Here is a 25,278-nt window from a genome sequence, read left to right as displayed (position 1 = left end):
CGGATACCTGCATTTTCTGCGGCTCGATGATTTGCTAGCGCTTGTCGCTGGCCCTTTCCGTTTCGTCTCCTTACCCAAGACCAAGATGACAACGCGAAGGCCGGCAGGCCGGCGCGCGTGATCTGCGGCGGCTTGCCGACAGATGCATCATTCGGGACGCTGACGACGAAAAAGCACTGAAGAGGGAGACGATACGCATGACGGACGTGCCGGCACTGAGGCTCTATAATACGCTGACGCGCGAAAAGACCGATTTCGCGCCCATCGATGCCGGCAATGTCCGTCTCTATGTCTGCGGCCCGACCGTTTACGACTTCGCACATATCGGCAATGCGCGCCCGGTCATCGTGTTCGACGTGCTGTTCCGCCTGCTGCGCCATCTCTATGGCGAAACGAACGTCACCTATGTCCGCAACATCACCGACGTCGATGACAAGATCAACGCGCGCGCGCTGCGCGACTTTCCGGATCTGCCGCTGAACGAGGCGATCCGCGCCGTCACGGAGAAGACCGAGACGCAGTTCGTGGACGATGCACGTGCGCTGGGTTCGCTGGAGCCGACCGTCCAGCCGCGAGCGACCGAGAACATCGCCGAGATGATCACGATCATAGAGGCGCTGATCACGCGCGGGCATGCTTACGTTGCCGCTGGCGAGGTCCTGTTCGACACGACGTCGATGGCGGATTACGGCGCGCTCTCGCATCGCAATCTCGATGAGCAGCAGGCCGGCGCCCGCATCGCCGTCGATGCGCACAAGAAAAGTCCCGGCGATTTCGTGTTGTGGAAGCTGTCCTCCAACAACGAGCCCGGCTGGGAAAGCCCATGGGGCCGGGGCCGTCCGGGCTGGCACATCGAGTGCTCCGCCATGAGCCACCGCTATCTCGGCGAAACCTTCGACATTCACGGCGGCGGGCTCGATCTCATCTTTCCCCACCACGAGAACGAGATCGCCCAATCGCGTTGCGCTCACGGCACGACAAATATGGCAAACGTCTGGATGCATAACGGTTTCGTGCAGATCGAAGGCCGCAAGATGTCGAAGTCGGACGGCAACTTCGTCACGATCCACGACCTGCTGCACACGGAGAACTTCGGCGGCCGGACATGGCCGGGCGAGGTCCTGCGCCTCGCCATGCTGATGACGCATTATCGCCAGCCGATCGATTTCAGCCTCAAGCGGCTGGAAGAGGCGCAAGGCATTGTGCGCCGTTGGGCCGATGCGAAGGTTCGCGTTACAGCGCTTCTGGCAGAAAGTCCGGAAACGACCGCCTGGACCCTTCCACCTGAAAGCCCTGTTCTTGACGATCTCAACCTCTACCCCGTCATCACCGGCATGAACCAGCTTGCCGCCGGGGCAGTGAAGGGCGATCTGGATGCGGCAGCCGCGTTTCTCGGGCTTCTGGATCTGATGGGCTTCGAGGACATCGAGCACCTGAGCCAGCAGGCGACGGATCTCGACCTCAGCCTTGCCGACGAGGACAAATGGGCCGGTGTAGCCCAGCGGATCGAGGAACGGCTGGCGCTCCTGAAGGCCCGGAACTTCGCGGACGCCGACCGGATACGGGATGAGCTTCTCGCGCAAGGCATTCAGCTGAAGGATGGCAAGGACGCGGCCACCGGTGAGCGGGTAACGACCTGGGAGGTCAAGCGCTAGAGTCTCAGCTCTCGTCACCCTTGCTTTTGGCGTTTGATCGGCATGGAATGCTGACGGGACACAGACAGCCGGCGAGACACGGCCGTTGAACTCTGGCGCGGGAGGAGAATGCGATGATCCGTTCGTTCATGCGATGCTTGCACACAGCGATTCAGACGATGAACAACCGGCGCCTCACCGTTGACATAGCAGCGTTTTCTCATATTCCTGACCTGAGAGGAATCGTATCATGACCGATGATCGTCACGCCGGCGGCTGCCAGTGCGGTGCCGTCCGCTTCCGGGTGGAAGGCGCTCTCGGCGACGCCTCGGTCTGCCACTGCCGCATGTGTCAGAAGGCATCCGGCAGTTTCTACATGCCGCTGGTCTCCGTGCGACAGGCAAAGCTCGTCTGGATACGGGGGCAGCCAAAGCACTTCCAGTCCTCCAACCATGTCCGCCGCGGCTTTTGCGCCGATTGCGGCACGCCGCTGACCTATGAGGCGCCGGATGGTGCGGCGCTGGCCATTGCCACCTTCGATGCCCCCGAGGGGATCGCGCCCGTTATCCAATGGGGCACGGAGGCCAAACTCCCCTGCGTCGACGGCATCCGCGACCTTCCCGAGCAGGACACGATGGCCGACATCACGGCCGCGCCCTTTCTGAGTACGCTGGTGTCCTATCAGCACCCCGACCACGAGACCGACGATTGGCCACTGCTGGAGAGACCGCAATGAGCGACGACGTGAGAACAGATGGCCAGAGAACCGGCGGCTGCCAGTGCGGCGCCGTGCGCTTCCGCATCGAGGGCAAGCTCGGTCGCCCGTCGATCTGCCATTGCCGCATGTGCCAGAAGGCCTTTGGCGGCTTTTTCGGCCCTTTGGTCACCACCCCTGAAAACGGGCTGACTTGGAGCCGGGGCGAACCCGCATGGTTTCAGTCGTCCATCAATATTTCCCGTGGCTTCTGTGCCTCCTGCGGCACGCCGCTGGCCTATCGCCATCCCGGCGGGCTCGAAATCGCTATCGGCGCCTTCGATGATCGCACCGATCTCGCGCCGCAGATACAGGTCAATGTCGAGGCCCGCATCCCCTGGGTCACCACGATCTTCGACCAGCCGGTGCATAGCGATCCCGACTACTACGCCCAGCAGGAATCCGTCATTTCCTTTCAGCATCCCGATCACGATACGGCCGACTGGCCAAGCCATGGACTGAGCCTATGACCTTCCAGCACGAAGCCGACAGCCTGCGCGGCCTCTATCCGCCGATCGAAGCCTATGCCTCCGGCCATCTCGATGTCGGCGACGGGCATTCGATTTACTGGGAGCGATGCGGCACACCCGGCGCCAAGCCCGCCGTGTTCCTGCATGGCGGACCCGGCGGCACCAGCGGCCCGAACCACCGTCGCCTGTTCGACCCCGCGCTTTACGACGTGCTCCTCTTCGACCAGCGCGGCTGCGGCAAGTCCACGCCGCATGCGGGGCTTGAGGCGAACACGACCTGGCATCTGGTGGCCGATATCGAGCGCCTGCGCGAGATGGTCGGTGTGGACACATGGCTCGTCAACGGCGGTTCCTGGGGCTCGACGCTGGCGCTCGCCTATGCCGAAACCCACCCGGAGCATGTTTCCGAACTCGTGCTGCGTGGCATCTACACGCTGACCAAGGCCGAACTCGACTGGTACTACCAGTTCGGCGTCTCCGAGATGTTCCCGGACAAGTACGAGCGTTTCGTCGCGCCCATTCCCCAGGAAGAGCGCCACGAGATGATGCAGGCCTATTACCGCCGGCTGACGGGCGACGACATGGAACTGCGCCGTAGCGTGGCCAAGGTCTGGAGCACCTGGGAGGGCGAGACGATCACGCTTCTGCCGCAGCCGGATACGAGCAGCAAGTTCGCCGAAGACGACTTCGCCGATGCCTTCGCCCGGCTGGAAACGCACTATTTCGTGCATGCCGGCTGGATGGACGAGGGCCAGCTCGTGCGCGATGCCCACCGCCTCCACGGCATTCCCGGCGTCATCATTCAGGGCCGTTACGACATGCCATGCCCTGCAAAATACGCCTATGCCCTGCACAAGGCGTGGCCGCAGGCGGAATTCCATCTGGTCGAAGGCGCCGGCCATGCAATGAGCGAGCCCGGCATCCTCGACCGCATGATCCGCGCCACGGACACCTTCGCCGGCAAGGAAGCCTGATCCATGAAACGCGAGCGCATCTTTCTCTTCGACACGACCCTTCGCGACGGCCAGCAGACGCCCGGCGTCGACTTTTCCGTCGAGGACAAGATCGCGATCGCCTCCATGCTCGACGATTTCGGCATCGACTATGTCGAGGGCGGATATCCCGGTGCGAACCCGACCGATACCGCCTTCTTCGCCAAGCGCCGCACCCGCAGCGCCCGCTTCGTCGCCTTTGGCATGACCAAGCGCACCGGGGTGTCCGCCGCCAACGATCCGGGGCTTGCGGCTCTTCTGCAGTCGGCAAGCGACACGATCTGTCTTGTGGCGAAGAGCTGGGATTATCACGTCGCCGTCGCGCTCGGCTGCACCGATCAGGAAAATCTCGACAACATCGCGGCCTCCGTGGAGGCCGTCGTGAAAAGCGGCCGCGAGGCCATGGTCGATTGCGAGCATTTCTTCGACGGCTACAAGGCGAACCCCGGTTACGCGCTCGCCTGCGCCCGCGCCGCGTACGATGCCGGCGCGCGCTGGGTCGTGCTCTGCGACACCAATGGCGGAACGCAGCCGGAGGAGATCCGCACCATCGTCGCGGCCGTCATCGCCGCCGGCATTCCCGGCGATCGCCTCGGCATCCATGCGCATAACGATACGGGGCAGGCGGTTGCCAATTCGCTGGCCGCAGTCGGGGCCGGCGTTCGCCAGATCCAGGGCACGCTGAACGGTATCGGCGAGCGCTGCGGCAATGCCAACCTCGTCACGCTCATCCCGACGCTCGCGCTGAAGGACATCTATGCCAGCCGCTTCGAGACGGCTATCGATACCGACAGGCTGCAGGAGCTGACAAAGCTGTCCCACGCCTTCGACGAGTTGCTGAACCGCTCGCCCGACCACCAGATGCCCTATGTCGGCGCGTCGGCCTTCGCCACCAAGGCGGGCATTCACGCCTCCGCTCTGCTGAAGGACCCGCGCACCTACGAGCATGTGACGCCGGAGAGCGTCGGCAATCTGCGCAAGGTCATGGTATCGGATCAGGGCGGCAAGGCCAATTTCATCAATGCCTTGAAGCGTCGCGGTATCGCGGTCGGCAAGGACGACCCGCGCCTCGACAGACTGATTTCCATCGTCAAGGAGCGCGAGGCGACGGGCTATGCCTATGAGGGCGCCGATGCGAGCTTTGCCATCCTCGCCCGCCGTATCCTTGCCCACGTGCCGGATTTCTTCCACGTCGAAAGCTTCCGGGTCATGGTCGAGCGCCGCTTCGACGCGAACGGTCAGCTGAAGACGGTTTCCGAAGCCGTCGTGCGCGTCCTCATCGACGGCGAGGAGACGCTCTCTGTTGCCGAAGGTCACGGTCCCGTCAACGCGCTCGATCTCGCATTGCGCAAGGATCTTGGCAAATACCAGCACGAGATCGCCGACCTCGAACTCGCGGACTACAAGGTCCGTATCCTCAATGGCGGCACGGAGGCCATCACCCGCGTCCTCATCGAATCCACCGATGGCACCGGCGCCCGCTGGTGGACCGTCGGCGTCTCCGACAACATCATAGACGCCTCGTTCCAGGCGCTGATGGACAGTATCGTCTTCAAGCTGCTGAAGAATCGCGACGGCGCGGTGGCGGCTGCGGCGGAGTAGATCAGTCCTCGGAAACGCGAAGATCGCGGCCTCGATGGAAGATGCGAATGATCGTGACTTGCTCGTTCTTAACCTGAAAGACGATGCTTGCCCGGCGACGAAAGCCAACGACGCGGAGCCCAGGTCTCAGGTCTTCCCTCGCGAAACCTCGCTCCGGAAACAGGGCGAAGCCGAGGCAATAGCGATGAATGTCGCTCACATATTTAAGCGTAATGGCGGTCCCGGCGCGCGGTGCAAGGTAGTCGAAGAGTTCTGTAAGATCGGTGTTGGCCTCAGGCGTGAACTGGACAGGCAGATCGCTCACGTCTTGTCATCGAAACTGGATCTGTCGATGTGGTCCTTGATCGCCGCCCAGGATGCGGCCGCACTCATCGCGCGGCCGGGCTCCCTTGCCAACGCATCGACAGTCGGCAGAACTTCGTCGTGGAGCCAGCTTTCGAATGCGGCGTCCTGCACAGCGATGGTCATGAGACCTTCGCGGATCACATCGCTCTCCGTCGCATATTCGCCGGAGGCGACCTTCTCCTTCACCAGCGTTGCCATGTCGTCCGGAAGAGTGATGCGAAATGCCTGCATGCCCTCGGCTCCTTGATGTTCTCCAGATACTTTATCGCATCACGTCTGAAACGGGAATGGGTCTTGCAGACGGTCGCGTGGCACCGGACATCATGGGCGCTGCGGAATAGGTCTTGTGGATATAGCCTCACAAAACCAGCCGGAACCGCGCAAACCCATCCGCGCCATCCCCCGCATCCTCGATCGTCGCTGCCTTGACTTGGCCCAGCAGCGGTCTCGCCTTCGGGCCGGTCTCGAAGAGGGCCGTCGTGCCGGGCAGGGGCTTGAAGCGCCAGTTGGCGTCCGCCGTCGGGTTGATCGTGCCCTGATCGTGAATGTAGCGGACGATGACGTCGCGGTTGGTGTCTGGGGCGGCGAAGACGACCTTGTCGCTGGCGATGTCGGGGAACTTGCCGCCGCCGCCCGCCCGGTAGTTATTGGTGGCGACCACGAATTTCTGTGCGGGATCGATGGGTTGACCATTGAACTTCAGGTCCGTGATGCGGTGCGCGGTCTCGTCGGCGAGCTTGCCGTCGGTATCGAAGCGCGTCGGCTGCGACAGGTCGATCTCGTAGGTCACGCCGTCGATCACGTCGAAATTATAGGACGGGAAGCCGGAGCTCAGGAGCGGCTGGTCTTTCTCGCCCGGCTTCAGCCGGTTGAACATGCCGGCCGACATTTCCAGCCAGTTCTTCACCTGCGCGCCGGTAACGACAACCGCCTGCACGGTGTTGGGATAGAGATAGAGATCGGCGACATTCTTGATGGCAATATCACCGGCGGGAACGTCGGTGTAATAGTCCGCGCCGCTGCGACCGCCCGCCTTGAAGGGGGCTGCGGCCGAGAGAACGGGCAGGTCCTTCCACGCCGTCTCCTTCAGCATGTCCTTGATGTACCAGGTCTGCGCCTGTGAAACGATCTGCACCGAGGGGTCGTCGGCCACCAGTGCGAAATAGGAATAGAGCGGTGCCGAAGTCTTGCCGACGGGCGTTCGGACATAGGCAAGGGTCGCTTCGTGTTCGGCCTTGGCGGCGCTCAGAACATCGGCGCGGTCGTTGACGTCGGCCACGACCTTCTTGTCCTCGCGGTGGTAGATCGGCCGGGCCTCCGTGGTGAAATCCACGACCTTCCAGCTCTTGCCGTCCTTCTCCAGCAGCAGGTCGATCAGCCCGAGATGCGAGCCCCAGAAGCCCGCCATCACGGCCGGTTTGCCCTGAAGCGTGCCTTTGACCGGGTCCACGCCTGCGATGCCGTCAAAGCTCTTCGGGCCGGGGAAGACCAGATGCTGGTGCCCGGTCAGCACCGCGTCGATGCCCTCGACGCCGGCGAGATAGAGGGAGGCGTTTTCCATGCGCTCCGTCTGCCCGGTGCCGTCGATGCCGGAATGCGACAGCGCGACGATGATGTCGGCGCCCTCTTCCTTCATCACCGGAACCCAGGCGCGGGCGGCCTCCACGATGTCGCGCGTCTGCGCCTTGCCTTCCAGGTTCTTGACGTCCCAGAGCATGATCTGCGGCGGCACGAAGCCTATCAGCCCGACCCTCAGCACGCTCGCCGCACCGCTGCCGTCCGTCACGGTCTTTTCGATGATCGTATAGGGCTTGAAGAACAGCGCGTCCCTGGTCGGGTTTTCGGCCAGCGTCCCCTTCGTCAGGTTGGCGCAGACATAGGGAAAGTTCGCGCCGGAAAGCGCCTTCTCCATGAAGTCGAGCCCGTAGTTGAACTCGTGATTGCCGAGCGTGCCTGCCTCGTAGCCGAGCAGGTTCATGGCCTTGATGACCGGATGGACGTCACCCTCCTTGAGGCCTTTCTGGTAGGCCATGAAGTCGCCCATCGGGTTGCCTTGCAGGAAGTCGCCATTATCGACAAGCAGGGTGTTGCCGGCTTCGGCGCGAATGGCGTCGATGATCGACGCGGTGCGCGAAAGACCCAATGTCTCGTTCGGCTTGTCGCCGTAGTAATCGTACGGGTAGACGTGAACGTGGATGTCGGTCGTCTCCATGAGGCGCAAATGCGTCTGGTTGGCGCTCGCGCGCGCAGCGAAAGGATGCAGGACCACAAGCCCGGAAGCGGATGCAAGCCCGCCCAGAAAGGTGCGGCGGGTCACGTTTGGGGAGGGGAGGAATGGCGCTGAGGGGGAGGACATGACGTTCCTTTCGTGCCGGATCACTTCGGAGGGACCATATACCAAAAGGCGGGCTTGGCGACCTTCGGACGGGGGCGGACGGCTCATTGTGACGAGAGAACCCGCCGCCCGAAATCTCGCAGGCAAAAGCGACGGTCGTGTGTCACCAGAATTCGTTGATGGTTCAGGGAAATGAATTGGAGCGTCCGCGCCTTTTCGCGTAAGCCGCGCCCTGATGCGACATGCGTCACGCGGGCTTCGCCTTTCATGCGGGGCAGAGCGCAAGCAGGGCGCAAAGGCCGGAGGAGGGCCGCGACATGGTTGAGATGACAAGCAAGGCGGAGGCGTCAACCGGTGCTGTTCCCGCGGTCGCCGTTCCCGGAAGCGGCGACAGCCCGCGCGGGTTTCTGCTCGCCGCCATCGCCTATGCCTGCTGGGGTTTCCTGCCGCTGTTCATGAAGGGCATCGGCCATATTCCGGCCGCCGAAGTCGTCGCCCACCGCATCGTCTGGTCCGTGCCCCTCGTCGGCGCGTTCATTCTGTGGCTTGGCCGCACCGCGGATCTGAAGCTTGCCCTGCGCTCGCCGCGTATGCTGGCCATGGCGTCGCTGACGGCGACGCTCGTCACGTTCAACTGGGGCATCTACGTCTGGGCCATCAGCGTCGGGCGCACGCTGGAGGCGGCGCTCGGCTACTACATCAATCCGCTCTTCTCGATCTTTCTCGGTGCGGTGCTGCTGAAGGAAAAGTTGAACAGGGCGCAACTGGTCGCGATCGGCTTTGCGGTGGTCGCCGTGGCGATCATTGCCGTGGATGCCGGCGGGCTGCCCTGGGTGTCGCTCGGGCTCTGCGTCTCCTGGGGCTTCTACGCCTTCTTCCGCAAGACCCTGCCGGTCGGGCCGAACCAGGGCTTCTTTCTGGAGGTCATGTTGCTCTCCGTGCCCTCGCTCGCCTATATTTTCTATCTCGAAGGGTCAGGGCAGGGGCATTTCACCGATACGGGCATCGCGGATGTGCTGTGGCTCGTCTCCTCCGGCGTCGTCACCGCCGTGCCGCTGCTGTTCTACGCCAACGGCGCCAAGCTGCTGCGCCTCTCCACCATCGGCATCATGCAGTATATCGCGCCCAGCATGGTGTTCCTCATCGCCGTTTTCGTCTTCCACGAGCCCTTCGGCCTGGTGAAGCTCATGGCGTTCGGGCTGATCTGGATGGCGCTGGTGATCTATACCGGGTCGATGCTCGTGCAGAGCCGGAACGCCCGGCACGCCGCCCGGAAGGCTTGACGGGCCGCGGTTCCAGGCCCAAGGTTCCGGGCAAGGTGAGCCACCTCTTCGAGGCGGCTGTTACGTCACATCTTTTCGATAATCTCGCTTTCGCCGTCGCGGTTCACCGTGCCTGCCCAATGCGCCAGAAGCGCGGGCACCACCTCGTCAGGATCGTCGATGACCAGCGGCTGCACGAGATGGGCCGTGTGGATGAAGCCACTATCCGCCATGTGGTGAATGAGCTTCATCAACGGGTTCCAGAAACCGTTGATGTTGACGAGCACGATCGGCTTGCGGTGCCGCCCGAGCTGCGCCCAGGTCATGATCTCGACGATCTCCTCCAGCGTGCCGATGCCACCCGGCAGCGTCACGAAAGCATCTGCGCGCTCGAACATCTTGTGCTTGCGCTCGTGCATGTCGGCGGTCACGACCAGTTCGCTCAGCTGACCCAGCGAGTGCCGTGTGGCCTCCATATCGATCAGGAACTGTGGTATGATGCCCGTCACACGGCCGCCGCCGGACAGGACGCCGCTGGCAACGGCCCCCATGATGCCCTTGGTGCCGCCGCCATAGACGAGATGCAGATGATGCTCTGCAATGGATTTTCCGAGCCTGCGGCCCGCATCCATGAATTCAGGCTCACGTCCGGGCTGGGACGCGCAATAGACGCAGATGGATCGAATCGGAACAGTTTGATCGCTCATGAGGGAAGCAGACATCCGGTCCCGCACCGCGTCAAGGTACGGAACAGGCAAAACGTGCAAAAAGGTCCGGGCGAAGCCGCAGAACATGCATCGCTGCTTGTGGAAAAGGCTGGATATCGCTAGCAATTTCAAGAGATGCGCGGGGTGCGGAGCCGCATGCGCGCGAGACGATATGGCCCATGGTCGGGCTGCAGAACACGGCAGGCGTTTTCGGCGATCATGATCGGCCGAAACCTCCGTGGTGGAGAGGGTGCATGAGGAAGAATACGGCAGGACTGGTCGCGCTCGTCGTGCTGGCAGTCGCCACGCTTTTGATGATCTTCGTCGTGTTGCCCAATGTCGGTGACGAGGCGGCACCGACACGTGCCGAAGGCACGCCTCCGGCCAGCCCCCCTGCGACCGCCGAGGCTGCGCCCGGCGCGCTTCCGGGCAATGGCGACACCACGACGGCCGATGCCAAGGGCAACCGCCCCGGTGCCGGCGATGCCGCAAGCGCTACGAGTGCGCCGGCCTCCGTTCCCTCCACGCAGCCGGGCACCGTCGCGCCAAATGCGGCGCAGCCGGCGCCCTCCGGCGACCCTGCACCGACCGAGACGGCCGATGGGACGGACGCGCCGCGCTTCGACGTGCTGCGCGTTGAGCCCGATGGCTCCACCGTCATCGCCGGACGTGCCGAACCCAACAGCAAGCTTGAGATCGTCAACGGCAATGCGGTCGTCGGTACGGCCGATGTCGGCAATACCGGTGATTTCGCGGCCGTCTTCGACAAACCGCTTCCGCCGGGCGACTATCAGCTGACGCTGCGCAGCACGACACCTTCCGGCGCCGTCACCGCGTCCGACGAAGTCGCCACCGTCTCCATTCCCAAGGTCGATAACGGCCAGCTTCTTGCCATGGTGACGAAACCCGGGCAGGCAAGCCGTATCCTGACCGCGCCGGGCGAGCTGTCGGCACCTGCAACGACGCCTGCAACAACACCGGCAACGCCACCTCCGGCGGCATCGCCGGGTGCGGCGCCAGCTGCGGGCGACCAAGCGGCTCTTCAGACGCCTGCGCCATCGACATCCGTTCCCGCTCCCGTGAACGGCACCTCTTCGCAGGGCACCCCGTCCTCGCCGGTTGCCGTATCCGCCGTGGAAATCGAAGGCCGCAAGCTGTTCGTCGCCGGCACGGCCCGTCCGGGCTCGACCGTGCGCGTCTATGCGGACGATCAGGTGGTTGGCGAGGGCAAGGCGGATGCGCAGGGGCGCTTCGTCATCGATGGTGAAATCGCGCTTTCCGTAGGCCAGCACGTCATACGGGTCGATATGGTCGGCACCGATGGAAAGGTGCAGATGCGTGCGGCCGTTCCCTTCGAACGTCCGGAAGGCGACCAGATCTCTGCCGTCGCCCAAACGCCCGCAAGTGGCTCCGATCCCGCCTTCGACGGCGCCATCTTCGATGCCTCGCGCATGGAGGCCGCCAAGGCGTTCGCGCTTCTGAAGGGGCTTTATGCCGACGGCAAGCGACCCGGTCTCGACCAGCTTGCAGCCGCGCGCTCCGCCACCGAAATCGCGCTGACATCGCTTGCAGGCGTCAAGCCGGTCGCTGGCATGCAGGCCGATGTGACCGACCGTGTCAATGCGACCACGAAGGCAGCCGGGGAGGCGCTTGCGATCCTCAAGCCGCTGCCGCGTGATGCTGCATCCGTCGGTGCGGCGCTCGGCCGTCTGGACACCGCCATGGCCCGTGTGCTGGAAACCGCGCCTCGCGTTGCGGCGAACAACCCCGCCGGCATGACAGAGCAGAGCACGACAGTTCAGCCCGCGCCGGTTCAGCCCATGACGGGAGAGCCTGCGGCAGGCCAGCCCGTTGCGAACACCGCTTCCCCGTCCTCGCAGACGGCGAGCGGTGAGCCGCAGACGGTGCAGCAGGCGCCGCTCCAGCAGAGCAAAAGCTCGGTGATCATCCGCCGTGGCGATACGCTGTGGCAGATCTCCCGTCGCGTCTATGGCGCCGGCGTGCGCTACACCACGATCTACGTCGCCAACGAAGAGCAGATTCTCGATCCCGACCGCATTCTGCCGGGTCAGGTCTTCGGCGTGCCGGACACGGCGATGCCGGATGCGGAGTCGGAGAAAATCCACCGCCGGCATATGCAGCACGCGCCCTGACGATTTCGCGCTTCGCCGTGAGACGCCTTGCGGCAGCAAGCAGAGCCATGTCGGCAAGGCCATTGCCGCGGCCGCCGGGGAAGCCTATGTGATGATCGACGCGAACGGCGCCTTCCGCGGGAGGGCGCCGTTCGCACGTTTGACCGGCGCTCCCGCCGTCGGCCGCACGGCCCTGCCGGCTGGAAATCGAAGAGACATGACGGACCAGAAGAAGACCGTGTCGGCCGATGCCGGCAATCCGCTCCAGACCATCCTCAACCTGTGGCCCTATATGTGGCCGAGCGACCGCGCCGACCTGAAGATGCGCGTGGTCTGGGCAACGGTGATCCTGCTGATCGCCAAGGTCGTGCTGCTGCTCGTCCCCTATTTCTTCAAATGGGCGACCGACGCGCTGAACGGTCGCGCCGACATGACCGGAGTGCTTCCGGCTGTCATGACCGGCGCCCTGATGCTGGTCGTGGCCTACAATCTGGCGCGTCTCCTGCAAGCCGGGCTTAATCAGTTGCGCGATGCGCTCTTTGCCAGTGTCGGCCAGCATGCCGTGCGCCAGCTGGCCTATCGCACCTTCGTCCACATGCATCAGCTCTCGCTGCGCTTCCATCTGGAGCGCCGCACCGGCGGACTGTCGCGCATCATCGAACGCGGCACGAAGGGCATCGAGACGATCGTCCGGTTCACCATTCTCAATACCGTGCCGACGCTGATCGAATTTCTGCTGACGGCGGCGATCTTCTGGTGGGGCTATGGTTTCTCCTACCTGCTGGTCACCGCCATCACGGTTGCGGTCTACATCTGGTTCACCATCAAGGCGAGCGACTGGCGCATTTCCATCCGCCGCTCGATGAACGACAGCGACACGGACGCCAACACCAAGGCGATCGACTCGCTGCTCAACTTCGAGACCGTCAAATATTTCGGCAACGAGCAGATGGAGGCGACGCGCTTCGACCAGTCGATGGCGCGCTACGAGAAGGCGGCAACGCAGGTCTGGACCTCGCTCGGCTGGCTGAACTTCGGTCAGGCTCTGATCTTCGGCCTTGGCACGGCCGTCATGATGATCATGTCCGCGCTCGCGGTGCAGCGCGGCGAGCAGACCATCGGCGATTTCGTCTTCATCAATGCCATGCTGATGCAGCTCTCGATCCCGCTCAACTTCATCGGTTTCGTCTATCGCGAAATCCGGCAGGGCCTGACGGATATCGAGCAGATGTTCGATCTTCTCGAAGTGCAGGCCGAGGTGGTCGACTGTCCCGGGGCGCGCGAACTCGCCATCGACAAGGGCGCTATCGTGTTCAAGGACGTGCATTTCGCCTACGATCCGGCACGCCCGATCCTGAAGGGCATCAGCTTCGAGGTGCCGGCCGGCAAGACCGTCGCAGTCGTCGGCCCTTCCGGGGCGGGGAAATCCACCTTGTCACGCCTTCTTTACCGGTTCTACGACGTGCAGCAGGGGTCGATCACCATCGACGGGCAGGACGTGCGCAGTCTGACGCAGAAGAGCCTGCGCGCGGCGATCGGCATGGTGCCGCAGGATACGGTTCTGTTTAACGATACCATCGCCTACAATATCCGCTACGGCCGCATTTCCGCCTCGCAGGCAGAGGTGGAGGCCGCCGCCGAGATCGCGCAGATCGGCACTTTCATCGAGACGCTGCCGGAGGGCTACGACGCCATGGTCGGCGAACGCGGACTGAAGCTGTCGGGCGGCGAGAAACAGCGCGTGGCCATCGCCCGCACGGTGCTGAAAAGCCCGCCAATTCTCATCCTCGACGAGGCGACCTCGGCGCTCGATACCCGCACGGAGCAGGAGATCCAGGCCGCGCTCGATATCGTCTCGCGCAACCGGACGACGCTGGTCATCGCCCACCGCCTCTCCACCGTCATCCAGGCAGACGAAATCATCGTTCTCAAGGACGGCGTCATCGCTGAACGCGGCACGCACGGCGAGTTGATCGACCGCGACGGGCTATACGCCTCCATGTGGAGCCGTCAGCGCGAAGCGACCCAGGCCGCCGAACAGCTGAAGAAGGTGCAGGACGAAGACGACCTCGGCATCGTCACCCGTCGCCCTCCGGCGGTATAACAGGGTTTCCGCAGTCTTGGGCGTAAACGTCGGGAGATCCTGTTCCTCGCCGCGGGTTTCGTGCGTTGCGACGCTACCGTTTCGGCAACGATGCTCCATATCTTCCTGATAACAGCGATTGTTGCCGCAGGGGACATTTCCCTATAGGTGCAGGAGCGGAGTTTAATGGAGACGCTGCCCTCATGAGCCTGATCACGTCCGTTCGCAACACGCTGGTGCCGATCAACAAGGCCGGTTATCCGTTCATTGCCGGGTTCTTCGTCGTCTCCCTTCTTCTCGGCTTCCTGTGGGAGCCGCTGCTCTGGATCGGCTTCATCCTCACAGCATGGTGCGCCTATTTCTTCCGAGACCCCGAGCGCGTAACGCCTGTTGATGACGATCTCGTCATCAGCCCGGCCGATGGGCGCGTCTCGTCCATTGCTCACATCGTTCCCCCGGAAGAGCTCGGCCTCGGCTTCGAGCCGATGCTGCGCATCTCCGTCTTCATGAACGTCTTCAATTGTCACGTGAACCGTGCCCCGATGCGCGGCACCATCACGCGCATCGCCTATCGCGCAGGCCAGTTCGTTAATGCCGAACTCGACAAGGCCAGCAGCGAGAACGAGCGCAACGGCCTCGTCATAGAGACGGCGCATGGCGCCATCGGCACCGTGCAGATTGCCGGTCTCGTCGCCCGGCGCATCATCTGCTGGTCGTCGCAGGGCGAGCAGCTGCAGGCCGGTCAGCGGTTCGGTCTCATCCGTTTCGGCTCGCGCCTCGATGTCTTCCTGCCTGCCGGCGCCGAGCCGCGTGTGAGCCTTGGACAGCTCGCCATTGCCGGCGAGACCGTGCTGGCCGAATTCGGTTCCGAAAAGGGTCCGACCCTCGGCCGCCGCGATTGATCCCTGAGACGAGGTCACCCGATCAGGTCGCTTTGATCAGGTGACATGCGATGGTGCTGGAAGCCTTCTGCCGCAGCGCTATGTTGAACTGCAATTCTTCTGCTGGGACGATGTGTCCCGCCTGTGCTCCCGAGGACCCAAGCGCCATGGATACGACGCCGTTTCCCCCCTACGAACCGAACGGGCCGAACGACGACGAGGCGCGCGGGCCGCGCCTGCGGGAGATCCCGTTGCGTCTGCTCATACCCAACCTGATCACGGTCCTTGCCATCTGCGCCGGCCTCACCGGCGTGCGGCTGGCCTTCGAAGGCCGCTTTGAACTGGCAGTCGCCATGGTGCTGGTGGCGGCATTCCTCGATGGTGTGGATGGACGTATCGCGCGGCTCCTGAAAGCGACGTCGAAATTCGGCGTGCAGATGGATTCGCTCGCCGACATCGTCAATTTCGGCGTAGCGCCGGCCTTGGTCCTCTTTGCCTATGTGCTGGACGAAGCCAAGTCGATCGGCTGGATCGCGGCGCTGATCTACGTCATCGCCGCCGGCCTGCGGCTGGCGCGCTTCAACGTGATGGCGGAGCGCGACATCAAGGCGAAATGGCAGTCGGAATATTTCGTCGGCGTTCCCGCGCCCGCCGGCGCCATGCTGGTGCTCCTGCCGGTCTATCTCGGCCTCATCGGCATCGAGCCCAACCGCACCATGGGCATCATCTTCTCGGCCTATACGCTGCTCATCGCCTTCCTGCTCGTCAGCCGCCTGCCGGTCTGGTCCGGCAAGTCGGAAAACCGCGTCCGGCGCGATCTCGTGCTGCCGGTGATCCTCGCCGTGGTCATCTATGTCGCGACCCTGATGAGCTTCACCTGGGAAACCATGGTCATCACCGCTATCGCCTATCTCGCCACACTTCCCTTCGGCGCCCGCGCGTGGAAGAAGAAGTACGGCAGCAAATGGCCGGAGCACCCGGAGGGTGTGCGGGACGACGGCCTGCCGGGGCAATAAGCCTGCGGCCGATGGCCGTGAGCGTTACGAGGGGTGAAGCACGGCCCGCGCCGTATCGACCACCGCCCGCGTCAACGCGGTCAACTGGTCGCCCGCAAGCCGGTTGATCTGCCAGTACAGCGGGACATCCAGCGGCGTATCGGGAACAAGCGCGACCAGCCGGCCGCTGGCCAGGTGGTCGCCGACGAGGATCTCCGGGTTCATGCCCCACCCCATTCCCGAGAGGCTCGCTTCGACGAAGCTCTGCGTCGAGGGTAGCCAGTGCGTGGGGCATACCGGCTCCTCGCCGAGCGCCTGCCGGAGCCAGCGGCTCTGAAGCCTGTCCTTCTGGTTGAAGGTCAGCGCCGGTGCCTGAGCCAGGGCGGTCGAGGTCAGACCCTGCGCGAAATATCGTTCCACGAAAGCCGGGCTTGCTGTCGCGTGATAACGCAAGGCGCCGAGAGGCGTCCGGCGACAGCCTGAAACCGGCGCTTCCAGTGACGTCACGGCCGCCAGCACGCGCCCCTGTTGCAGCCACTCCGCCGTATGGTCCTGATCGTCAACCGCGATGTTCAGAAGATGCAGTGATGCGCGGGAGAACGTCGATGCCGCTGACAGGAACCACGTGGCGAGGCTGTCGGCATTGGTGGCGATGTGCAGGGTGATCCGGGCGCCCGGCGAAAGCGGATCGGCAAGGGCCGGCAGGTGGGTCAAGAGCTCGCTCTCCAGCATACCCACCGTCTCCATATGCCGGCAGAGCCATGCGCCCTTCTCTGTCGCCGCGCAGGGTGACCCGCGGATGATGAGCGCCGTCCCCAATCGCTCCTCCAGCGTCTTCACCCGTTGGGAGATGGCAGACGGCGTGACGTTCAGCAGGCGAGCCGCCTTTTCGAAACTCCCCGTCTGCACGACGGCAGACACCGCCCGAAGCGAGGTATAGTCGAGCAACGTTAGCTCTCCTTCATTATGGTTAGAATCTTTAACTATCCTAATCCGGTGGCGGAAGCTATCGAGGTTCACGCAACCTCGGGAGATATCGATGCCGCCTGCCTCACTGCTCGACGATATGACCGTAGGCGCCTTTACGACCGGTCTCGCAATGGGCCTCACTCTCATCGTGGCCATCGGCGCGCAGAACGCCTTCGTGCTGCGGCAGGGTCTGCGCAACGAGCATATCTTCGCCGTCTGCCTCGCCTGCGCGGTGTCCGATGCTGCCCTGATCGCCCTTGGTGTCACAAGCTTCCGGCAGATCGCGCAGATCCTCCCCGGAATCGACCCGTTCATGCGCTACGGCGGTGCCGCCTTCCTGTTCGTCTACGGTGCGCGCAGCCTGCTGTCGGCCGTTCGTGCGTCCGGTGCTCTCGATATCGCCGGCCAGACGGGACGTGGCCTCGGTGTTACGCTTGCGACCTGCCTGGCGCTGACCTGGCTCAACCCGCACGTCTATCTCGATACCGTCGTTCTGCTCGGCACCATCTCGACGCGGTTTCCCGGCGCGCAGACCGCCTTTGCCGTCGGCGCGATGTCCGCCTCTTTCCTGTTTTTCTTCTCGCTCGGCTACGGTGCCCGCCGCCTGCGGCCGCTCTTCGAGAAGCCGGCGGCGTGGCGCATTCTGGAGGCGATCATCGGCATCGTGATGTTTGCGATCGCGCTCAGACTCGTGATGGGACTGTAGAGACTAATCCGGCAGGCGATAATCCACGATCCGCTTCTCGCGGACGATGAACAGCTTGCCGGTCTCCGTCTGATCCGGGCCGACGAGCGGCAGGAGCGCGCGGGCGACTTCGGAGGGATGCGGAACCGTTTCCGGATCCTCGCCGGGCATGGCCTGCGCCCGCATCGCTGTGCGCGTGCCGCCCGGGTCGACCGAGAGAATGCGCAGTGGCAGGCGTTGGGTTTCCCCGGCCCATGTTCGCGCCAGCGCCTCGACGGCCGCCTTGGAGACGGAGTAGGGGCCCCAGAACGGTTTGCACTTGTGCGCGGCCGACGAGGAGAGGATGAGCGCCCGCCCGGCATCCGACTGGACCATCAATGGCTCAACCGTCCGGATCAGCCGCCACGTCGCCGTGACGTTGATGGCCATGACCTTCTCGAACACTTTCGCTTCGACATGGCCGATCGGCGAAATCGTACCGAGCACGCCGGCATTGGCGACGAGGATGTCGAGCCGGCCCCAGCGCTCGTGGATGGCCGCGCCCAGCCGGTCGATTGCGTCCATGTCGCCCAGGTCGAACGGCACAAGCGTGACCGGCAGCCCGCCATCGGCCTTGACCGCATCATCCAGTTCCTCAAGCCCGCCGACCGTTCGCGCACAGGCAATCACCTGCGCGCCGGCACGGGCGAGCTCGAGAGCCGTGAAATAGCCGATGCCGCGCGAGGCTCCGGTGACGAGGGCAATGCGCCCCTTCAGGTCGATCGGACTCATGCTTCAGCCGTTGCTCGCCATGACGGACAGCTTGCGCACATTGCTGGTCGCTTCGCGGTCGAGAAGGCGCGTCGGATAGTCGCCTGTGAAGTAATGATCGGTGAACTGCGGCGCCTTGGGGTTGCGCGGCTCGCCGCCGACAGCCCGGTAGAGGCCATCGATGGACAGGAACTCCAGCGAGTCCGCGCCGATGAAGGCGCACATGGAGGCAAGGTCCGCATGCTGGTTGGCCAGCAGCTTCTCGGCGTCGGGCGTGTCGATCCCGTAGAAGTCCGGATGGTAGATCATCGGGCTCGCCACGCGGATGTGTACTTCCAGCGCGCCGGCCTCGCGGATCATCTGGACGATCTTCAGCGATGTCGTGCCGCGCACGATCGAATCATCGATCAGCACCACGCGCTTGCCCTCGATCATGGCGCGGTTGGCGGAATGTTTCAGCTTCACGCCGAAGGCGCGGATCTGCTGGGTCGGCTCGATGAAGGTGCGCCCGACATAATGGTTGCGGATGATGCCGAGTTCGAACGGGATGCCGCTCGCCTGCGCAAAGCCGATCGCAGCCGGGGTGCCGCCATCGGGAACCGGAACGACCACATCGGCCTCGACGGGCGCTTCCTTGGCAAGGTTGATACCCATGTTCTTGCGGGCGACATAGACGTTGCGGCCGCCGACGACCGAATCGGGCCGGGCGAAATAGACATATTCGAACAGGCAGAGCCGCTCCGGCATCGGCGCTTCCGCCTTGCGCGATTCGATCGAGATCGAGCCGTCCGGCTGGATCTCGCAGATCACGACTTCGCCGTTCTCGACATCGCGGACGAACTTGGCGCCGATGATGTCGAGCGCGCAGGTTTCGGAGGCGAAGATCGGCTTGCCGTCGAGCTCGCCCATGACAAGCGGGCGGATGCCGTAGGGGTCGCGCGCCGCCATGAGCTTGGTGCGGGTGATGGCGAGCATCGAATAGCCGCCCTCGACCTGGCGGATCGCATCGACGAACCGTTCGCCGGAGCCGGCATGCTTGGAGCGGGCGATGAGGTGCAGGACGACTTCGGTGTCCGACGTCGACTGACAGATGGCGCCATCGGCGATCAGCTGGCGGCGCAGCGTCAGGCCGTTCGTCAGGTTGCCGTTATGCGCGATTGCGATGCCGCCCACCTCGAGTTCGGCAAAGAGCGGCTGCACGTTGCGCAGTGCCACTTCGCCTGTTGTCGAGTAGCGGGTATGGCCGATGCTGATGAAGCCGGGCAGCTTGGCAAGCGTTGCGGGATCCGTGTAGTGGTCGCCGACGAGACCCATCCGCTTCTCGGTGTAGAACTGCCGCCCGTCGAAGGTGACGATGCCCGCTGCTTCCTGTCCGCGATGCTGGAGCGCATGCAGGCCGAGCGCCGTCAGCGTGGCTGCGTCCTCATGCCCGAGAATACCGAAAACGCCGCACTCTTCGTGCAGCGTATCGCCGTCGATCTCGTCATGGATCTCGCGCGCACGCAGGCTGGCGGCGGCAGAAGCGGTGGAATGGGGCAGGGTCATCGCGGTATCACCTTTTTCTCGGCGGGTGCGGTTGGCATATCGTAGCGCGTCATCGTGTCTTCAACCAGCTTTACTGGCGGAACGGGCAATGAAACGACAACAGCCCGCAAAGCGGGCTGGGATGTCTGGCGCAGCAGCGTCAGTTGTTGGTCGTCGGCGAAGCAGGCGCAAGGGCCGGAGCATCGTCCGACGGCACCGGCTCGTTCGGCGGCGTCGTGCCGTCCAGCTCTCCCTCGGGCGTTGGCTTGCCGGTCAGGCGGTTGACGACGGTGGTGCCGACATCTTCCGGAAGTAGGGCCACCAGCTTGGCGCCGAGATTGTCCAGCAACGGCTTCGACTTTGCCTGGATGACCCATGTCGGCTGCTGCTCGGGCTTCACGATCCAGTTGAAGAACAGCATGGCGACGACGATCAGGAGCACGCCGCGCGCTGCACCGAACAGAAAGCCAAGCGTACGGTCGAGTGCGCCGATGCGGCTGTCGATGATGAAATCCGCAATCCGCATCGTGATGAAGGAGATGATGATCAGGGCAACGAGAAAGATGACGCCGGCCGAACCGGCCGTGGCGATGGCATCGCTCGTCGTGTACTGGGCCGCGTAGGGCTTCAGGTAGGGATAGAGGAAATAGGCGGCTGCTGCGGCGCCGAGCCAGCTCGCGACCGAAAGCACCTCGCGCGAGAATCCGCGGACCATCGCAAGGACGGCCGAGAACAGCGCGACACCGATCACGATCCCGTCGAGAATGGTTATGGGCATGGTCGTCCTACTCCGAACAAGCGCCAGGCGGGGTCCGCACCGGGGCATCTGCAGTCACCGCGCTTGAACCCGGCTCCGATCTATGGCGGAACCGGACGGAGCATGTATACCGAAACGGCGGCCGTGTCCCGATATGCTTTGGCCCGATATTCTCGGGAATGGCCGAAAGGCCGGCTTGACGGGGTTCCGCCGTCCGGTCAATCGTCCTCATCCGTCTGCCGTAGGGCACCCTTGGAGCCGGCGATGCGCGCGACCAGATCCGGCAAGCTTTCCATCTCGCCCAACGCCATGCCCGAGCCCTTGGGCAGGTCGGGGGAGGCGGAAGGCAGGACAGCTTGCGAGAAGCCGAGTTTCTCGGATTCCTTCAGACGCTGGGCCGTATGCGCAACCGGCCGGATGGCCCCGGACAGGCTGATTTCGCCGAAATAAACGCAATCGGTGGGAAGGGCAAGACCGGCAAGCGAGGAAACCAGTGCGGAAGCGACGGCAAGGTCGGCTGCAGGCTCCGCGATACGGTATCCTCCGGCCACGTTGAGATAGACGTCGTGTTGTCCAAGCCGCACGCCGCAATGCGCCTCCAGAACCGCGAGGATCATCGACAGCCGCGCCGAATCCCATCCGACCACGGCCCGGCGCGGCGTTCCGAGCGAGGTCGGCGCCACCAGCGCCTGCACTTCCACCAGCACCGGCCGCGTGCCCTCGATGCCGGCAAACACGGCAGCACCCGGGGATTTCGCGTTGCGCTCCCCGAGGAAAAGCTCCGACGGATTGGTAACCTCGCGCAGCCCCTTGTCGGACATCTCGAACACGCCGATCTCGTCGGTCGGCCCGAAACGATTCTTCACCGTGCGCAGGATGCGGTAGTGATGCCCGCGGTCGCCCTCGAAGTAGAGAACGGCATCGACCATGTGCTCCACGACGCGCGGGCCTGCGATCTGCCCTTCCTTGGTCACATGGCCGACGAGCACGACGGTGGCGCCGGTCTGCTTGGCAAACCGGATCATCGCCTGCACACCGGTTCGAACCTGTGTGACGGTGCCGGGCGCCGAATCGACGACATCGCTCCAGAGCGTCTGGATGGAATCGACGATGAAGAGATCCGGTCGCTTGCCCTCCGCGACCGTTGCCAGAATATCCTCGACATTGGTTTCGGCGGCCAGCAGGACGTCCGTATCCGCAGCGCCAAGCCTTTGAGCTCGCAGCCGAACCTGCGCCACCGCCTCTTCGCCCGAGACATAGATGATGCGATGGCCGTTTCGCGAAAGAGCTGCGGCCGCCTGCATGAGAACCGTGGATTTGCCGATGCCGGGATCGCCGCCGATCAGCACGGCCGACCCGCGCACGAAGCCGCCTCCAAGCGCCCGGTCGAACTCCGAGATACCGGTCGTGATGCGCGGAGCATCCTCGGTTTCGCCGGAAAGGGTGGTCAGGGCCACCGGACGGCCCTTCTTCGGCGTCTTGCCCGGACCACCGCCGATGCCGCCAAGCGGATCTTCCTCGACAATGGTGTTCCACTGTCCGCAGCCCTCGCACTTTCCCACCCAGCGGGATGTGACGGTGCCGCAGTTCTGGCAGATGAAATTCGTTCTGGCCTTGGCCATTCAGTCGGTATCGCTTTCGGTAAAGGTGGATGCGGAGATGGTTCGGCGGCCGTGGAGGACGCGCGCGACGTTCAGTTCCGTTTCTGTGACGAAAAAATAGATGCAGCGCTCGCGATAGACAAAACATCGGAGACCGGGAACGGCACCGCGGCTCGTGCCGATAAGGCCGAGGCCTGCCATTCTTTCGACGTGATCCGTTAGATCGGTTATGAAGGCGTCGGCTGCAACCGGGTTCTCCTCTGCAATGTACTCAAAAGCGTCCGCCAGGTCTTTCAGTGCGCGACGGCTCATGTTCAGGCGTCGAGCGAACATCTTGTCGTTCCCGTGCGAGTGCGAGGATATGTTTCTTCAAGTCGCCGGCCTTCTCGAACGTGACGTATCGCCCTGCCTTGAAATCGTCCTCGCCGACCTCGATCAGGCGCCGCAGTTCCTCGTCTTCCTCGCGCAGAACCTGAAGTCCGGCCCGGATCACGTCATCGGCGGTGCGGTAGGCGCCCGTCTGTAGCTGCCCTTCGATGAAGGCGCGGTCTTCGTCACTCAAACGGATGTCAGTCATGCTGATCTCCTTTTGTTCTCTTCTAGCGCATCTCGAACGGCTTTCCAAGATACCGCGTCAAACTTCCTCGTCGGCTTCGCGATAGGCGCGATCGTAGCGGTGGCCGAGGCTGGTGAGCAGTTCGTAGCCGATCGTTCCGCCAGCGCGCGCCACATCGTCAAGCGCGATGTTACGCCCGAAGAGTTCGATGTAATCGCCTGCACGGACGGCATTTTCCGGCAGATCCGTCACGTCGAACAGGCTGAGGTCCATGGTGACGCGGCCGACATGGGGCACTTTGTGGCCGTGCAGGAATCCATGGGCGCCGGAGGGCGCGGCCTGTCTCAGGGTCACCCCGCTGCCGGAAACCGACCGGTGATAGCCATCGGCATACCCGACCGAGGCGATGGCGATGCGGCTGTCGCGGACGAAGGTGGTCGTCGCGCCATAGCTGGCCGAGCCGCCTTTCGCCACGGAGCGTACCTGGATGATACGCGCCTCCGCCGTCACCACCGGCGTCATCGGGTTGGCCATGCCGCTCACAGCCTCGCCGCCATAGGTGGCGATGCCGGGGCGGGTCAGGTCGAAATGATAGTCGGGTCCGAGATGCACGCCTGCGGAATTCGCGAGGCTCGCTTCGACACCATCGAAGGCGGCGCTCACCTCGCGGAACGCGGCAAGCTGCCGGGCATTCAGCGGATGAGCGGGATCGTCGGCGCAGGCGAGGTGGCTCATGACCAGCATGGGTGAAAAGCTCGCCGGGCGTGCCGGGTCGGAGGCAAGCGCCATGGCTTCCTCCATGGAGAGGCCGAGCCGGTTCATGCCCGTATCCACATGCAGCACGCAGGGGTGATCGCCATGTTCGGAAAGCGCTGCCATGAAGAAGGCAAGCTGCTCCTCGGAATTGATCACCGGCACCAGTCCGTTTTCGAAGAACAACGGTTCGATGCCCGGCCACAGGCCGGCAAGAACATAGATGCGGCCATCCGGCACGAGCGGCCGCAGGTTCACGCCCTCTTCGGCGTTTGCCACGAAGAAATCACGCGCCCCTGCGCGGTAAAGCGTCTCAGCTGCCGCCTCGACACCGATCCCATAGGCATCCGCCTTGAGCACGGCCGCCGCCCGCGCAGCTCCCGACCGCGCCTGCATCTGTCGCCAGTTGTCGGCCAGCGCCTGCAGGTCGATGGTCAGGCGGTTCGCCGCAGCGGAAAAGACGTCGTCCATGGGTACCTCCGAGGTCGCGCATTCAAGCCTGAAACCAGATAGCCCCGCAGGACTGGCGGAGCAAGCGGAAGCCGCTATTGGCGCTTCGCGTGGCGTCGCGTCACTTTTGTTCAAGATCGCATTCACGTCCTACGCTATCGTTGCCTGATGCAGAACGTATCCCAGGAACAGGCGGCGGAGGTGATGCCGCTTTCGCAGGCCGAGCAGACTGTGTTCTGGCGTGAGCCGAGCCTCATGGGCATGGAGTGCCTCAGCGCGACCTTCGTGACCCACGCCTTTGCGCCCCATGCGCATGATACGTTCAGCATCGGAGCCATCGAGCGCGGCAGCCAGATCGCGACGATTCGCGGCAGCCGCGAAGCGTCCGGGCCGGGCGATCTCTATCTGATCAACCCCGGGGAGTTTCACGATGGCGTGCCGGGAAGCGATGGCTACCGCTACAGGATGATCTACCCGGATGCCGCCCTTCTGCGCGAGATCCTGGAGGATGTTACCGGCCGCACGCTTCACCCGTCCCCGGCATTTTCCCGCCAGATCCTGCACGATGCCCCGCTCGCCGCAGCCTTTCAGCGCGCGCACCGGACGCTTGAGATGCGGGTCGGGGCGCTGGAAGCCGACGAAAGCATCTATACGGTTCTGGCCGCAATGTTTCAGCGTCACGGTAGCCTCATCCTCCAGCCGATCGACACCCGGGAAGCCACGGCCGTTGCGCGTGCACGCGATTATCTGAAAGAGCATTTTCGTCAGGATGTTGGATTGGTGGAGCTGGCGCGCATCGCCGGCCTCAGCCGTGCGCATCTCATCCGGGCCTTCCGACGGGCCTATTACGTCACGCCGCATGCCTTTCTCACGGATTGCCGTATTCGTGAGGCGCGTCGGCTGCTGCGCTTCGGAGCCACGCCTTCTACGGTTGCGTTCGATTGCGGCTTTGCCGATCAGGCTCATTTCACACGCCACTTCAAGGCGCGAACGGGGCTGACGCCGGGGCAGTTTCGCGCCCGGTAGCCGTTCGTCTGTGCA

24 protein-coding genes are annotated in these 25,278 nt (G+C 63.8%); 13 read left to right on the top strand and 11 right to left on the bottom strand.

Annotated elements, in window-relative coordinates; genetic code table 11:
• Positions 1 to 197: 197 nt before the first annotated feature.
• From cysS to cimA, 5 genes are all read left to right on the top strand, one after another.
• Positions 198 to 1,655: a cysteine--tRNA ligase gene (gene cysS / locus BSG19_RS12305; RefSeq protein WP_092988162.1), complete on the top strand. Its 1,458-nt coding sequence runs from the start codon at positions 198 to 200 to the stop codon at positions 1,653 to 1,655.
• 229 nt (positions 1,656 to 1,884) lie between these two features.
• Positions 1,885 to 2,370 carry a GFA family protein gene (locus BSG19_RS12300; protein WP_092988160.1) on the top strand — a complete coding sequence of 162 codons (486 nt, stop codon included), beginning with the start codon at positions 1,885 to 1,887 and terminating at the stop codon, positions 2,368 to 2,370.
• Positions 2,367 to 2,858: a GFA family protein gene (locus tag BSG19_RS12295; RefSeq protein WP_092988158.1), complete on the top strand. Its 492-nt coding sequence runs from the start codon at positions 2,367 to 2,369 to the stop codon at positions 2,856 to 2,858. Before BSG19_RS12300 ends, BSG19_RS12295 begins: the two co-directional genes overlap by 4 nt.
• Complete coding sequence (pip, locus tag BSG19_RS12290; RefSeq protein WP_092988156.1) at positions 2,855 to 3,832, top strand: prolyl aminopeptidase; 978 nt, start codon at positions 2,855 to 2,857, stop codon at positions 3,830 to 3,832. Before BSG19_RS12295 ends, pip begins: the two co-directional genes overlap by 4 nt.
• Before the next feature lie 3 nt (positions 3,833 to 3,835).
• The gene (cimA, locus tag BSG19_RS12285) at positions 3,836 to 5,452 is read left to right on the top strand and encodes a citramalate synthase (RefSeq protein ID WP_092988154.1); all 1,617 of its coding nucleotides are present in this window, start codon (positions 3,836 to 3,838) and stop codon (positions 5,450 to 5,452) included.
• A 1-nt stretch (position 5,453) separates the two neighbouring features.
• Here the strand turns inward: cimA and BSG19_RS12280 are convergent, their stop codons facing one another.
• From BSG19_RS12280 to BSG19_RS12270, 3 genes are all read right to left on the bottom strand, one after another.
• The gene (locus BSG19_RS12280) at positions 5,454 to 5,756 is read right to left on the bottom strand and encodes a type II toxin-antitoxin system RelE/ParE family toxin (protein WP_244529217.1); all 303 of its coding nucleotides are present in this window, start codon (positions 5,754 to 5,756) and stop codon (positions 5,454 to 5,456) included.
• Positions 5,753 to 6,028, bottom strand: coding sequence for a ribbon-helix-helix domain-containing protein (locus BSG19_RS12275; RefSeq protein WP_175386282.1), 276 nt, complete (start codon positions 6,026 to 6,028; stop codon positions 5,753 to 5,755). Before BSG19_RS12275 ends, BSG19_RS12280 begins: the two co-directional genes overlap by 4 nt.
• 127 nt (positions 6,029 to 6,155) lie before the next feature.
• Positions 6,156 to 8,153 (bottom strand): bifunctional 2',3'-cyclic-nucleotide 2'-phosphodiesterase/3'-nucleotidase, encoded by a 1,998-nt coding sequence (locus tag BSG19_RS12270; RefSeq protein WP_092988152.1) that lies wholly within the window; start codon positions 8,151 to 8,153, stop codon positions 6,156 to 6,158.
• 305 nt (positions 8,154 to 8,458) lie between these two features.
• On the opposite strand from BSG19_RS12270, the gene rarD reads away from it, so the two are divergent.
• Entirely contained in the window at positions 8,459 to 9,415 is a 957-nt protein-coding gene (gene rarD, locus BSG19_RS12265; protein WP_092988486.1) for an EamA family transporter RarD, read from the top strand.
• A 65-nt stretch (positions 9,416 to 9,480) separates the two neighbouring features.
• Here rarD and BSG19_RS12260 read toward each other — a convergent pair whose 3' ends face one another.
• Positions 9,481 to 10,101, bottom strand: coding sequence for an LOG family protein (locus BSG19_RS12260; RefSeq protein ID WP_092988150.1), 621 nt, complete (start codon positions 10,099 to 10,101; stop codon positions 9,481 to 9,483).
• 254 nt (positions 10,102 to 10,355) lie between these two features.
• On the opposite strand from BSG19_RS12260, the gene BSG19_RS12255 reads away from it, so the two are divergent.
• The 4 genes from BSG19_RS12255 to pssA all read left to right on the top strand — a co-directional run bounded on the left by BSG19_RS12255 (position 10,356) and on the right by pssA (position 16,213).
• A complete protein-coding gene (locus BSG19_RS12255; RefSeq protein ID WP_092988148.1) occupies positions 10,356 to 12,254 on the top strand; it encodes an Ig-like domain-containing protein in 1,899 nt (632 codons plus the stop codon).
• 196 nt (positions 12,255 to 12,450) lie between these two features.
• On the top strand, positions 12,451 to 14,337 hold the full coding sequence (locus BSG19_RS12250; RefSeq protein ID WP_092988485.1) for an ABCB family ABC transporter ATP-binding protein/permease: 1,887 nt from the start codon (positions 12,451 to 12,453) through the stop codon (positions 14,335 to 14,337).
• Positions 14,338 to 14,519: 182 nt separating this feature from the next.
• On the top strand, positions 14,520 to 15,218 hold the full coding sequence (locus BSG19_RS12245; protein ID WP_092988146.1) for a phosphatidylserine decarboxylase: 699 nt from the start codon (positions 14,520 to 14,522) through the stop codon (positions 15,216 to 15,218).
• 146 nt (positions 15,219 to 15,364) lie between these two features.
• Positions 15,365 to 16,213, top strand: coding sequence for a CDP-diacylglycerol--serine O-phosphatidyltransferase (gene pssA, locus BSG19_RS12240; protein ID WP_092988144.1), 849 nt, complete (start codon positions 15,365 to 15,367; stop codon positions 16,211 to 16,213).
• Between the two features lie 24 nt (positions 16,214 to 16,237).
• Here pssA and BSG19_RS12235 read toward each other — a convergent pair whose 3' ends face one another.
• On the bottom strand, positions 16,238 to 17,140 hold the full coding sequence (locus tag BSG19_RS12235) for a LysR family transcriptional regulator ArgP (RefSeq protein ID WP_092988142.1): 903 nt from the start codon (positions 17,138 to 17,140) through the stop codon (positions 16,238 to 16,240).
• 91 nt (positions 17,141 to 17,231) lie between these two features.
• Between BSG19_RS12235 and BSG19_RS12230 the strand changes: the two genes are divergently transcribed.
• The gene (locus BSG19_RS12230) at positions 17,232 to 17,867 is read left to right on the top strand and encodes a LysE/ArgO family amino acid transporter (protein ID WP_244529216.1); all 636 of its coding nucleotides are present in this window, start codon (positions 17,232 to 17,234) and stop codon (positions 17,865 to 17,867) included.
• Positions 17,868 to 17,870: 3 nt separating this feature from the next.
• On the opposite strand, the gene BSG19_RS12225 is transcribed toward BSG19_RS12230, so the two are convergent.
• The 6 genes from BSG19_RS12225 to alr all read right to left on the bottom strand — a co-directional run bounded on the left by BSG19_RS12225 (position 17,871) and on the right by alr (position 24,258).
• Positions 17,871 to 18,617, bottom strand: a complete 747-nt coding sequence (locus BSG19_RS12225; RefSeq protein WP_092988140.1) for an SDR family NAD(P)-dependent oxidoreductase — start codon at positions 18,615 to 18,617, stop codon at positions 17,871 to 17,873.
• A 3-nt stretch (positions 18,618 to 18,620) separates the two neighbouring features.
• Complete coding sequence (purF, locus tag BSG19_RS12220; RefSeq protein ID WP_092988138.1) at positions 18,621 to 20,141, bottom strand: amidophosphoribosyltransferase; 1,521 nt, start codon at positions 20,139 to 20,141, stop codon at positions 18,621 to 18,623.
• 139 nt (positions 20,142 to 20,280) lie between these two features.
• Entirely contained in the window at positions 20,281 to 20,898 is a 618-nt protein-coding gene (locus BSG19_RS12215) for a CvpA family protein (protein ID WP_092988136.1), read from the bottom strand.
• 197 nt (positions 20,899 to 21,095) lie between these two features.
• The gene (gene radA / locus BSG19_RS12210) at positions 21,096 to 22,499 is read right to left on the bottom strand and encodes a DNA repair protein RadA (protein ID WP_092988134.1); all 1,404 of its coding nucleotides are present in this window, start codon (positions 22,497 to 22,499) and stop codon (positions 21,096 to 21,098) included.
• Positions 22,500 to 22,749: 250 nt separating this feature from the next.
• The gene (locus BSG19_RS12200) at positions 22,750 to 23,055 is read right to left on the bottom strand and encodes a type II toxin-antitoxin system ParD family antitoxin (protein ID WP_092988131.1); all 306 of its coding nucleotides are present in this window, start codon (positions 23,053 to 23,055) and stop codon (positions 22,750 to 22,752) included.
• Positions 23,056 to 23,112: 57 nt separating this feature from the next.
• Positions 23,113 to 24,258 carry an alanine racemase gene (alr, locus tag BSG19_RS12195; RefSeq protein WP_092988129.1) on the bottom strand — a complete coding sequence of 382 codons (1,146 nt, stop codon included), beginning with the start codon at positions 24,256 to 24,258 and terminating at the stop codon, positions 23,113 to 23,115.
• On the opposite strand from alr, the gene BSG19_RS26055 reads away from it, so the two are divergent.
• Together BSG19_RS26055 and BSG19_RS12190 are read left to right on the top strand one after the other, a co-directional pair.
• On the top strand, positions 24,257 to 24,406 hold the full coding sequence (locus tag BSG19_RS26055) for a hypothetical protein (protein ID WP_170865940.1): 150 nt from the start codon (positions 24,257 to 24,259) through the stop codon (positions 24,404 to 24,406). The two genes, alr and BSG19_RS26055, sit on opposite strands and share 2 nt — an antisense overlap.
• A complete protein-coding gene (locus BSG19_RS12190) occupies positions 24,406 to 25,263 on the top strand; it encodes an AraC family transcriptional regulator (protein WP_092988127.1) in 858 nt (285 codons plus the stop codon). The genes BSG19_RS26055 and BSG19_RS12190 overlap by 1 nt, the downstream gene beginning before the upstream one ends.
• Positions 25,264 to 25,278 lie beyond the last annotated feature (15 nt).

The sequence above is a fragment of the Rhizobium sp. NFR03 genome, assembly GCF_900111275.1.
Lineage (GTDB): Bacteria > Pseudomonadota > Alphaproteobacteria > Rhizobiales > Rhizobiaceae > Ferranicluibacter.
The sequence above is the reverse complement of the archived record's forward strand: the minus strand, read 5'-3'. Positions and strand labels throughout refer to the sequence as shown.

Excerpts from the sequence above, each read along its gene's own strand:
- BSG19_RS12200 (WP_092988131.1), bottom strand. The coding sequence starts at position 23,055 with ATGACTGACATCCGTTTGAGTGACGAAGACCGCGCCTTCATCGAAGGG.
- pssA (WP_092988144.1), top strand. The coding sequence starts at position 15,365 with ATGGATACGACGCCGTTTCCCCCCTACGAACCGAACGGGCCGAACGAC.
- BSG19_RS12250 (WP_092988485.1), top strand. The coding sequence starts at position 12,451 with ATGACGGACCAGAAGAAGACCGTGTCGGCCGATGCCGGCAATCCGCTC.
- BSG19_RS12270 (WP_092988152.1), bottom strand. The coding sequence starts at position 8,153 with ATGTCCTCCCCCTCAGCGCCATTCCTCCCCTCCCCAAACGTGACCCGC.
- BSG19_RS12260 (WP_092988150.1), bottom strand. The coding sequence starts at position 10,101 with ATGAGCGATCAAACTGTTCCGATTCGATCCATCTGCGTCTATTGCGCG.
- BSG19_RS12230 (WP_244529216.1), top strand. The coding sequence starts at position 17,232 with ATGCCGCCTGCCTCACTGCTCGACGATATGACCGTAGGCGCCTTTACG.
- BSG19_RS12300 (WP_092988160.1), top strand. The coding sequence starts at position 1,885 with ATGACCGATGATCGTCACGCCGGCGGCTGCCAGTGCGGTGCCGTCCGC.
- BSG19_RS12295 (WP_092988158.1), top strand. The coding sequence starts at position 2,367 with ATGAGCGACGACGTGAGAACAGATGGCCAGAGAACCGGCGGCTGCCAG.
- BSG19_RS12275 (WP_175386282.1), bottom strand. The coding sequence starts at position 6,028 with ATGCAGGCATTTCGCATCACTCTTCCGGACGACATGGCAACGCTGGTG.
- cimA (WP_092988154.1), top strand. The coding sequence starts at position 3,836 with ATGAAACGCGAGCGCATCTTTCTCTTCGACACGACCCTTCGCGACGGC.
- BSG19_RS26055 (WP_170865940.1), top strand. The coding sequence starts at position 24,257 with ATGGGTACCTCCGAGGTCGCGCATTCAAGCCTGAAACCAGATAGCCCC.
- BSG19_RS12190 (WP_092988127.1), top strand. The coding sequence starts at position 24,406 with ATGCAGAACGTATCCCAGGAACAGGCGGCGGAGGTGATGCCGCTTTCG.
- BSG19_RS12225 (WP_092988140.1), bottom strand. The coding sequence starts at position 18,617 with ATGAGTCCGATCGACCTGAAGGGGCGCATTGCCCTCGTCACCGGAGCC.
- pip (WP_092988156.1), top strand. The coding sequence starts at position 2,855 with ATGACCTTCCAGCACGAAGCCGACAGCCTGCGCGGCCTCTATCCGCCG.
- BSG19_RS12215 (WP_092988136.1), bottom strand. The coding sequence starts at position 20,898 with ATGCCCATAACCATTCTCGACGGGATCGTGATCGGTGTCGCGCTGTTC.
- alr (WP_092988129.1), bottom strand. The coding sequence starts at position 24,258 with ATGGACGACGTCTTTTCCGCTGCGGCGAACCGCCTGACCATCGACCTG.
- radA (WP_092988134.1), bottom strand. The coding sequence starts at position 22,499 with ATGGCCAAGGCCAGAACGAATTTCATCTGCCAGAACTGCGGCACCGTC.
- rarD (WP_092988486.1), top strand. The coding sequence starts at position 8,459 with ATGACAAGCAAGGCGGAGGCGTCAACCGGTGCTGTTCCCGCGGTCGCC.
- BSG19_RS12255 (WP_092988148.1), top strand. The coding sequence starts at position 10,356 with ATGAGGAAGAATACGGCAGGACTGGTCGCGCTCGTCGTGCTGGCAGTC.
- purF (WP_092988138.1), bottom strand. The coding sequence starts at position 20,141 with ATGACCCTGCCCCATTCCACCGCTTCTGCCGCCGCCAGCCTGCGTGCG.
- cysS (WP_092988162.1), top strand. The coding sequence starts at position 198 with ATGACGGACGTGCCGGCACTGAGGCTCTATAATACGCTGACGCGCGAA.
- BSG19_RS12245 (WP_092988146.1), top strand. The coding sequence starts at position 14,520 with ATGAGCCTGATCACGTCCGTTCGCAACACGCTGGTGCCGATCAACAAG.